The following is a 7,704-nucleotide window of genomic DNA, read 5'->3' on the forward strand; positions in this document are numbered from 1 at the left end:
GCGGTAGATGGTCTGCTTGCCGACCCCGGCGCGGGTCTGCCGCTCGCCCCCGCCGCGCACCCCGCGCCCGGCTACCGCTGCTCCTGCGACCGCGTCGGCTGTCCCACCCCGGCCCGGCACCCGGTGTCGTTCGCCTGGCAGACGCAGTCCACCACCGACCGCGCGCAGATCGAGCGCTGGGCCCGGCACCAGCCGCAGGCGAACTTCATCACCGCGACCGGCATGGTGCACGACGTCCTCGACGTCCCCCTGGAGGCCGGCCGGGAGGCCCTCGAGCGGCTGCTCGGCGCGGGGATCGAGGTCGGTCCGGTCGCCGAGAGCGACGACGGCCGCATGCTGTTCTTCACCCTCACCCGGGGCACCCCGGAGGACGAGGACGAGTGGTGGCCCTGCGAGCTGGACTGCCATCCGGAGACGATGGACGAGCATCCCGGCCTGCGCTGGCACTGCCGGGGCTCCTACGTCCTCGTACCGCCCGCCCGGCTGCCCGGCGACGACGACCAGCGGGTGCGCTGGGTGCGCGGCCCGGAGCACGCGCTGCCCGATCCGCTGAGCCTGCTGGAGGCGCTCACCGACGCCTGCGCCCGGCACGGCGCCGAGGCCGACCACCCGGGCACGGCCTGGCCCCTGCGCCACTGAGGCCTCCCGGTCGCCTCGGCCGACGGGCCCCGGCCGCCGCCGGCCGCTCTCTTGGCCGTCGCCGTCGCCTGGCCTCCTCGCCGCCTCGCCCAATGGGCCCCGGCTGTTCCTCTCGGCCGTCCGGCCCCCGGCTGTCTCCGCCGAGCGACTCCCGGCTGTCGCCGTTGACCGTCCCTGGCTGTCTGCGTCGACTGCCCTTCCGGCCGTCTCGGCCGACGGGCCCCGTTCGTCTCCTCCGACCGGCCCCGGCCGGCTCCACCAACCGACGCCCCGGTAGTCTCCACTGACCGGCGCCCCGGCGGTCTCCGCCAACCGGCGCCGCAGCCGACTCCGTCGACCGGCCCCCTCCGGTCCCCGGCCGACTCGATCAGCCGGCCCTGGACGTCTCCGCCGACCGGTTCGCCGGGTTCAGCCGCCCTGGGCGGACGTCAGGCCCTGCACCCGGCCCAGCATCCGTACCGGGCCGTTGCCGGCCGGGTCGAGGGCGGCCTCGTTGGCGATGGACTCCATCGTGAGGGACTGCTTCACCTCGCCCTTGATCAAGGCCTGTACGTCCTTGTTGGGGATCGGCACGGTGGCGCCGGTGTAGGCGGTCCGCTTCTCGTAGTGGTGCGTGGTGAAGAACACCAGCGCGCCGCCGTCCGCCGTGCGCAGCGCGAGCGGCGCGTAGGCGCCGTGGGTGAGCGGTTCGTCGATGAACTGCCGGACCAGACCGGGCTTCTGGGCCTCTTTCTTCCGGGCCGCGCGCAGCCCGCTGGTGTCGCGGCCGTCCGCGAAGACCGTCCCGCCGTCCTTCAGGTAGGCCGCGTACGACTTGCTCAACTCGTCGGGGCGGACGGCCAGTCGCGTGGTGTCGGCGGGTACGGCCTCGGCCCAGCCGTCCGCGTCCTTCTCGAACTCCGGTACGGACCCGGGCGCCATGAGGGTCAGATAGGCCACCCGCCACCGCTCGCCGAGGTCGCCGCGGGTGAACACGAGCACCCAGCGGGCGTTGCCGCCCTTGTTGCCCCGGGCGTCGGCGACGAACCAGCGGGGCCAGCCGGCCTTCCTGACGATCGTGATCTTCACGTCCGTCAGGGTCAGCGGGGTGTGCGCCGGGTTGCCGGAAGGGCTGTTGACGTGCCCCGCCTTCAGCCGGGCGGAGTCGATGTCGGCGAGGGCGCCGGTGACATAGGGGGCGTCCACGGAGCTGTCGTAGGCCTTGTCGGCCTTGTTGTACGCGTCCGTGAACGCGGCGACGGCCTTGACGGCCTCGGCGCGGGTGGCGGCGGGGAGCACCTCGCGCTCCCCGTGCACCACCACGCATCCGCTCGCCGTCAGCGACAAAGCGGTCAGCGCGGCCGCTATGAATGCGTTCCGGTCACGCCTGCGAGGCCGCCGAGGGCCGCGTTCCCTGCTCATCGGGCTCCTTCACCTTCCCCTTTCCGGAGGCGAACCCTACCGGGGAGAGGAACAGCCCGAGCACCGGGACCAGATACAGCGCCCACACCGTGATCTGGACGACCGTGGGATCCGGCTGGAAGTTGAACACGCCCTTCAGCAGCGTGCCGTACCAGCTGTCCGGCGGGATGGCACCGCTGATGTCGAAGGCCAGGTTGTTCAGGCCCGGCACCCAGTCGGCCTCCTGGAGGTCGTGGAAGCCGTACGCCAGCACGCCCGCCGCGACCACGACCAGCATGCCGCCGGTCCAGGTGAAGAACTTCGCCAGGTTGATCTTCAGCGCGCCCCGGTAGAACAGCCAGCCCAGGAGCACCGCCGTGGCGAGGCCCAGGGCGACCCCGACCAGCGGGCGCGGGGTGCCGTCGGAGGCGGCGTGCACCGACGCCCACACGAACAGCGCGGTCTCCAGACCCTCCCGGCCCACGGCGAGGAACGCGGTGGCGACCAGCGCGCCGGTGCCCAGCTTGAGGGCCGCGTCCAGCTTGCCGTGCAGCTCGGACCTCAGGTTCCGGGCGGTGCGCCGCATCCAGAACACCATCCAGGTCACCAGGCCGACGGCGATGATCGACAGGGAGCCGCCGAGCGCCTCCTGCACCTGGAAGGTGAGCTCCTGGGAGCCGAACTCCAGGGCGCAGCCGAAGCCCATGGCGATGGCGATCGCGACACCGATGCCGGCCCAGATGGGCTTGATGGCGTCCCGGCGGCCGGTCTTGACCAGGTAGGCGATCAGGATGCAGACGACGAGCGACGCCTCCAGTCCCTCGCGCAGGCCGATCAGGTAGTTGGAGAACACGGGCTACGCCTCCTTCGAGAACAGCGTCCGGCCCCACCAGTCGCCGGAGTCCCGGACGCCGGGCGGGATCGCGAAGACCGCCGAACCCACATGCTGGATGTACTCGTTGAGCGCGTCGTGCGCGGCGAGCTTGCGCTGGAGCGGGATGAAGCCCTTGCGCACGTCCCGCTGGTAGGCCAGGAAGAACAGGCCCGCGTCGAGCCGGCCGAGGCCGTCGGTGCCGTCGGTGAAGGAGTAGCCCCGGCGCAGGATGGTGATCCCGCCGTTGGAGTCCGGGTGCGCGAGCCGCACGTGCGCGTCCGGCTTCATCGCCTTCAGGAACGGCTCGTCGTGCTCCTTGGCCTTGCCGACCGGGGCGCCCTCGCGCTTGTCCCGGCCGAAGACGTCCTCCTGCTCCTGGAGCGAGGCGCGGTCCCAGGTCTCGATGTTCATCCGGATCCGCCGTGCGACCAGGTACGACCCTCCGGTCATCCAGTCCGGTCCGTCCCCGGCGCCGACCCAGACGTGCTTGTCCAGCCGGTCGGTCTCGGTGCCCGCGATGTTGCGGGTGCCGTCCTTGAAGCCGAAGAGGTTGCGCGGGGTCTGCGCGCCCGGGGTGGTCGAGGAGGTCTTGCCGAAGCCGAGCTGGGACCAGCGCACGGCGACCTTGCCGAACCCGATGCGGGCGAGGTTGCGGATGGCGTGCACGGCCACCTGCGGGTCGTCGGCACACGCCTGGACGCACAGGTCGCCGCCGGTGCGGGAGCGCTCCAGGTTGTCGCCGGGGAACTTCGGCAGGTCGACCAGGGCCGCGGGCCGCTCGTCCTTCAGGCCGAACCTGTCGAACAGCGAGGGCCCGAACCCGATGGTCAGCGTCAGCCGGGACGGCTTGAGGCCGAGTGCCTCGCCGGTGTCGTCCGGCGGGGCCTCGGCGAGCCCGCCGTAGGCGCCCTCGCCGACCGGCTTGCCGGCGGTCATCCGGCGGGCCGCCTCGGTCCAGTCCTTGAGCAGCTGGACGAACGCCTCGCGGTCGTCGGTCTTCACGTCGAACGCGGCGAAGTGCAGTCTGTCCTGCACCGGGGTGGCGATGCCGGCCTGGTGGGCGCCGTGGAACTCCACCGCGCCGCCCATCGCGTCCGCCACCGGGTCCGTGTCCTCGCCCGACTGGGCCATCGCCACGGCACCGCCGGCCACGGCGGCCCCGAGCGCGAGCCCGGCACCACCCCAGCCGATCAGCGCCCGGCGCGACGGATTGCTCTGCTGGGTCTCGGTCATCGCCCTTCCCTCTGCTACTTCACGACCGCGGCGGCGAGCTTGGACAGCGGCTCCGCGAGCGCGTTCACCGCGTCCGACAGCTCCTTGCGCTGGTCCTTGCCGACCTTGTCGTAGGAGACGAAGTCGTACGAGGTCTTGTCCGAGCGGTACTGGTCGAGCAGCGCGTCCAGCGCCGCGAACTGCTTGTCGAGTTCCTTCGTCAGCGCCGGGTCGTTCTTCGCGGCGACCGGCTTCAGCAGCTCGTAGGCCTTCTGCGCGCCCTCGACGTTGCCCTTGAAGTCGACGAGGTCGGTGTGGGCGTAGCGGTCCTCCTCGCCGGTGACCTTGCCGTTGGCGACCTCGTCCAGCAGCTCCTTGGCGCCGTTGGCCATGGAGGTCGGGGTGATCTCGGCCTTCCCGACGCGCTTCTGCCAGTCCTCGAGGTCCGTCACCAGCCGGCCGGCGAGGGCCTTCTCCTCGGCGCCGATCTTCTTGTCGTGCCAGAGGGCCTTCTCCAGCCGGTGCCAGCCGGTCCACTTCTGCCCGGGCTCCAGGCCGTCCTCGCGGACGTCCACCTTCGGGTCGATGTCACCGAAGGACTCGGCGACCGGCTCGGTGCGCTCCCAGCCGAGGCGGGACAGGCCGTAGGCCTTCTTCGCCGCCTCCAGGTCGCCGTCCTGGACGGCCTTCGCGAACGCCTTGGCCTTCGGCAGCGTCTCGTCGGCCTGGTCCTGGGCGTAGGTGCGGTACCGGGCGACGGCCGCGTCCAGCCTCGGGTCGCGCTGGGCGGTGGTGCCGCCACCGGTCACGGTCAGCTTCTGCCGGACGCCGTGGCCCTTCATGCCGGGCCGGCAGGCGATCTCGTAGGAACCGGCCTTCACCTCGGCGGTGAGCGTGTACTTGGTGCCCGGCCCGATGTTCTCCTTCTCGGAGACGATCCGGTCGTCCGGGAAGAGGATCTCGACCTCGGTCGCCCGCGACCCCTTGTTCTCGATCTTCAGCGTGACCTGGCCGGCCGGCACGGACTTGCTGGAGGTGTCGCACGTGGAGTCTGCCGCGGTGACCTGGATGGCGTCACCGTCCTTGGCGTCGCTCTTCGAGGTGCACGCCGAAAGGGCGGTCAGAGCGGCCGCGGTCACGGCGGCGGTGACGGTCAGTCGGACGGCTCGCATGCAGGCTCCAAGGGCGGTTCGTATGGTGAGGCTGCCCTAACTTACCCGAGGCCTACCACACCCGTCCCCGTGCGGTCGGTGATTCGGCTCTCACAGCGGGCACACGGACACGACTCGATTGCGATGCCGCAAAGCGGGCATCACGCCATGGCAAAGGGATGGTCAAAACACCCGGTGCGGCCCCCGGCGGGCGCCGCGGTGCTTCAATGCCCGGGTGACCGACTACGACGTACTCCGCGTCTTCTGCGGGCCGGACGGCGGCTACGGCAACGAACTGGGTGTCGTCCGCGACGGCTCGGTGCTGCCCGGCCGCGACGACCGGCGGGAACTGGCCGGCAAACTCGGCTTCAGCGAGACCGTGTTCGTGGACGACCCCGAACGCGGAGTGATCGACATCTATACGCCCACCCTGCGCCTGCCCTTCGCCGGGCACCCCTGCGTGGGCACCGCCTGGCTGCTCGACATCCCCGAACTGGTGACCCCCGCCGGTGTCGTCGGGGCCCGGCAGGACGGCGAGTTCAGCTGGATCGAGGCCCGCGCGGAATGGGCGCCGCCGCGCACCCTGCGCCAGTACCCGAGCGCCGCCGAGGTGGACGCGCTTCCCGTACCGCCGCCCGGGGAGTGGATCTACGCCTGGGCCTGGGAGGACGAGGCGGCCGGACGGGTCCGCGCCCGCGGCTTCCCCGGCCGGGACGACGGGATCGACGAGGACGAGGCCACCGGCGCGGCGGCGCTGCTGCTCACCGACCGGCTGGGCCGGGCCCTGAACATCAGACAGGGCCGCGGCTCGCAGATCCTGACCGCGCCCCAGCCGCACGGCTGGACCGAGATCGGCGGCCGGGTCCGCCTGGATCGCTGACGTCCGCGCGCGTCCGGGTGACCGGCCGCGCGCCGTCCGGGTGGAACCGCGTGTGCGCGCGAGGCCGAACGGGGACCTCTGGGCGTGACCACCCAGCCTCCCGAGAGGAGCACCATGCGCATCCGATCCGTCCTGGCCGCCACCGTCCTCGCCGTCGCCCTGGCCGGCGCCGGCGCGTCGACGGCAGCCGCCGGCACCAACGATGACCACAAGGACGACGACGTGGTCTGCAGCCCGTACTTCGGCGGACTTTCCTCGCTGGAGAACAAGATCTTCTGGGGCGGCGCCCACTGCACCGACACCCTGTTCTGACGCGGCCCGGGTCCCCCTCCGGCACCCGGCCAGGGGGACCCGGCCTCAGGGGAGGGTCAGGATGTCCGCGCCGGTGTCCGTGACCACCAGGGTGTGCTCGAACTGGGCGGTGCGCTTGCGGTCCTTCGTCACGACCGTCCAGCCGTCGTCCCACATGTCGTACTCGTGGGTGCCCAGCGTCAGCATCGGCTCGATCGTGAACGTCATCCCCGGCTGCATCACCGTCGTGGCGTGCGGGCTGTCGTAGTGCGGGACGATCAGCCCGGAGTGGAACGACGAGTTGATGCCGTGCCCCGTGAAGTCCCGCACGACGCCGTAGCCGAAGCGCTTGGCGTACGACTCGATGACCCGGCCGATGACATTGATCTGCCGGCCCGGCCGCACCGCCTTGATCGCCCGGTTGAGGGCCTCCCGGGTGCGCTCCACCAGCAGCCGCGACTCCTCGTCCACGTCGCCGACCAGGTACGTGGCGTTGTTGTCGCCGTGCACCCCGCCGATGTACGCCGTCACGTCCAGGTTGACGATGTCGCCGTCCCTGAGGACCGTCGAGTCGGGGATGCCGTGGCAGATGACCTCGTTGACGGACGTGCACAGCGACTTCGGGAAACCGCGGTAGCCGAGCGTGGACGGGTAGGCCCCGTGGTCGCACATGTACTCGTGGGCGACCTTGTCCAGCCGGTCCGTGGTCACCCCCGGCGCGATGATCTTCGCGGCCTCCTCCATCGCCCGCGCGGCGATGCGGCCGGCGATCCGCATCGCCTCGATGGTCTCGGGGGTCTGCACCTCCGGCCCGGTGTACGGCGCCGGCGCGGGCTTGCCGACGTACTCGGGGCGGCGGATGTTTCCGGGGACCGAACGGGTGGGAGACAGCTCCCCTGGTACGAGCAGCGACTGGCCAGACATGCCAGCGAGTCTAACCAGCGGACATGGGGGAACATGTCGGTGGCGAGAGGAGCTGTCCATGGCCCTGTTCAAGAAGCGCACGGCCGGCAAACCGGGCGAGTGGTACTACTGCCTGGAGCACGGGACGGTCGAGGAGGGTCCCGACTGCCCGGGCAAGGACCGTTTCGGACCGTACGCCACCCGCGAGGCGGCGCGGCACGCCATGCAGACCGCCGCCGAGCGCAACCTCCAGTGGGAGAACGACCCGCGCTGGCACGACGCGCCCCCCGGCGAGCGGTCCGGCGAGGACTGATCAGGTCAGCGCTGCGGGGCGCGCCGCTCCCGCACCCGCACCGCGTGCCCGTTCGTCCGCG

Annotated in this window: 9 protein-coding genes; 4 read left to right on the forward strand and 5 right to left on the reverse strand. The window is 71.8% G+C overall.

The genetic code is table 11. The features are described from left to right. Nucleotides 1-639 (forward strand): bifunctional DNA primase/polymerase (locus tag H5J33_RS16900; RefSeq protein ID WP_181795738.1); only part of this gene is annotated, 639 nt, incomplete at its 5' end. A 408-nt stretch (nucleotides 640-1,047) separates the two neighbouring features. Here H5J33_RS16900 and H5J33_RS16905 read toward each other — a convergent pair. Genes H5J33_RS16905 through efeO form a run of 4 tightly spaced genes read right to left on the reverse strand, consistent with a single transcriptional unit; the run spans nucleotide 1,048 to nucleotide 5,277 of the window. Beyond that, entirely contained in the window at nucleotides 1,048-2,040 is a 993-nt protein-coding gene (locus H5J33_RS16905) for a hypothetical protein (RefSeq protein ID WP_181795739.1), read from the reverse strand. Continuing rightward, nucleotides 2,000-2,872: an iron uptake transporter permease EfeU gene (efeU, locus tag H5J33_RS16910; protein WP_181795740.1), complete on the reverse strand. Its 873-nt coding sequence runs from the start codon at nucleotides 2,870-2,872 to the stop codon at nucleotides 2,000-2,002. The genes H5J33_RS16905 and efeU overlap by 41 nt, the downstream gene beginning before the upstream one ends. Nucleotides 2,873-2,875: 3 nt before the next feature. Further along, entirely contained in the window at nucleotides 2,876-4,126 is a 1,251-nt protein-coding gene (gene efeB, locus H5J33_RS16915) for an iron uptake transporter deferrochelatase/peroxidase subunit (RefSeq protein WP_181795741.1), read from the reverse strand. A 14-nt stretch (nucleotides 4,127-4,140) separates the two neighbouring features. After that, a complete protein-coding gene (efeO, locus tag H5J33_RS16920; RefSeq protein ID WP_181795742.1) occupies nucleotides 4,141-5,277 on the reverse strand; it encodes an iron uptake system protein EfeO in 1,137 nt (378 codons plus the stop codon). Between the two features lie 214 nt (nucleotides 5,278-5,491). Between efeO and H5J33_RS16925 the strand changes: the two genes are divergently transcribed. Next, nucleotides 5,492-6,136: a PhzF family phenazine biosynthesis protein gene (locus tag H5J33_RS16925; protein WP_181795743.1), complete on the forward strand. Its 645-nt coding sequence runs from the start codon at nucleotides 5,492-5,494 to the stop codon at nucleotides 6,134-6,136. Between the two features lie 114 nt (nucleotides 6,137-6,250). Beyond that, nucleotides 6,251-6,448: a hypothetical protein gene (locus H5J33_RS16930; protein ID WP_181795744.1), complete on the forward strand. Its 198-nt coding sequence runs from the start codon at nucleotides 6,251-6,253 to the stop codon at nucleotides 6,446-6,448. A gap of 45 nt (nucleotides 6,449-6,493) precedes the next feature. Here the strand turns inward: H5J33_RS16930 and map are convergent, their stop codons facing one another. Continuing rightward, on the reverse strand, nucleotides 6,494-7,351 hold the full coding sequence (map, locus tag H5J33_RS16935) for a type I methionyl aminopeptidase (protein WP_181795745.1): 858 nt from the start codon (nucleotides 7,349-7,351) through the stop codon (nucleotides 6,494-6,496). A gap of 58 nt (nucleotides 7,352-7,409) precedes the next feature. Between map and H5J33_RS16940 the strand changes: the two genes are divergently transcribed. After that, nucleotides 7,410-7,643: a hypothetical protein gene (locus tag H5J33_RS16940; protein WP_181795746.1), complete on the forward strand. Its 234-nt coding sequence runs from the start codon at nucleotides 7,410-7,412 to the stop codon at nucleotides 7,641-7,643. Nucleotides 7,644-7,704 lie beyond the last annotated feature (61 nt).

It is taken from the genome of Streptomyces sp. WELS2 (assembly GCF_013870595.1).
In the GTDB taxonomy this organism is placed as follows: domain Bacteria; phylum Actinomycetota; class Actinomycetes; order Streptomycetales; family Streptomycetaceae; genus Streptomyces.

Bases quoted from the DNA above. Each gene is read 5' to 3' on its own strand.
- H5J33_RS16940 (WP_181795746.1), top strand. From the start codon at position 7,410: ATGGCCCTGTTCAAGAAGCGCACGGCCGGCAAACCGGGCGAGTGGTAC.
- map (WP_181795745.1), bottom strand. From the start codon at position 7,351: ATGTCTGGCCAGTCGCTGCTCGTACCAGGGGAGCTGTCTCCCACCCGT.
- efeO (WP_181795742.1), bottom strand. From the start codon at position 5,277: ATGCGAGCCGTCCGACTGACCGTCACCGCCGCCGTGACCGCGGCCGCT.
- efeB (WP_181795741.1), bottom strand. From the start codon at position 4,126: ATGACCGAGACCCAGCAGAGCAATCCGTCGCGCCGGGCGCTGATCGGC.
- H5J33_RS16905 (WP_181795739.1), bottom strand. From the start codon at position 2,040: ATGAGCAGGGAACGCGGCCCTCGGCGGCCTCGCAGGCGTGACCGGAAC.
- H5J33_RS16930 (WP_181795744.1), top strand. From the start codon at position 6,251: ATGCGCATCCGATCCGTCCTGGCCGCCACCGTCCTCGCCGTCGCCCTG.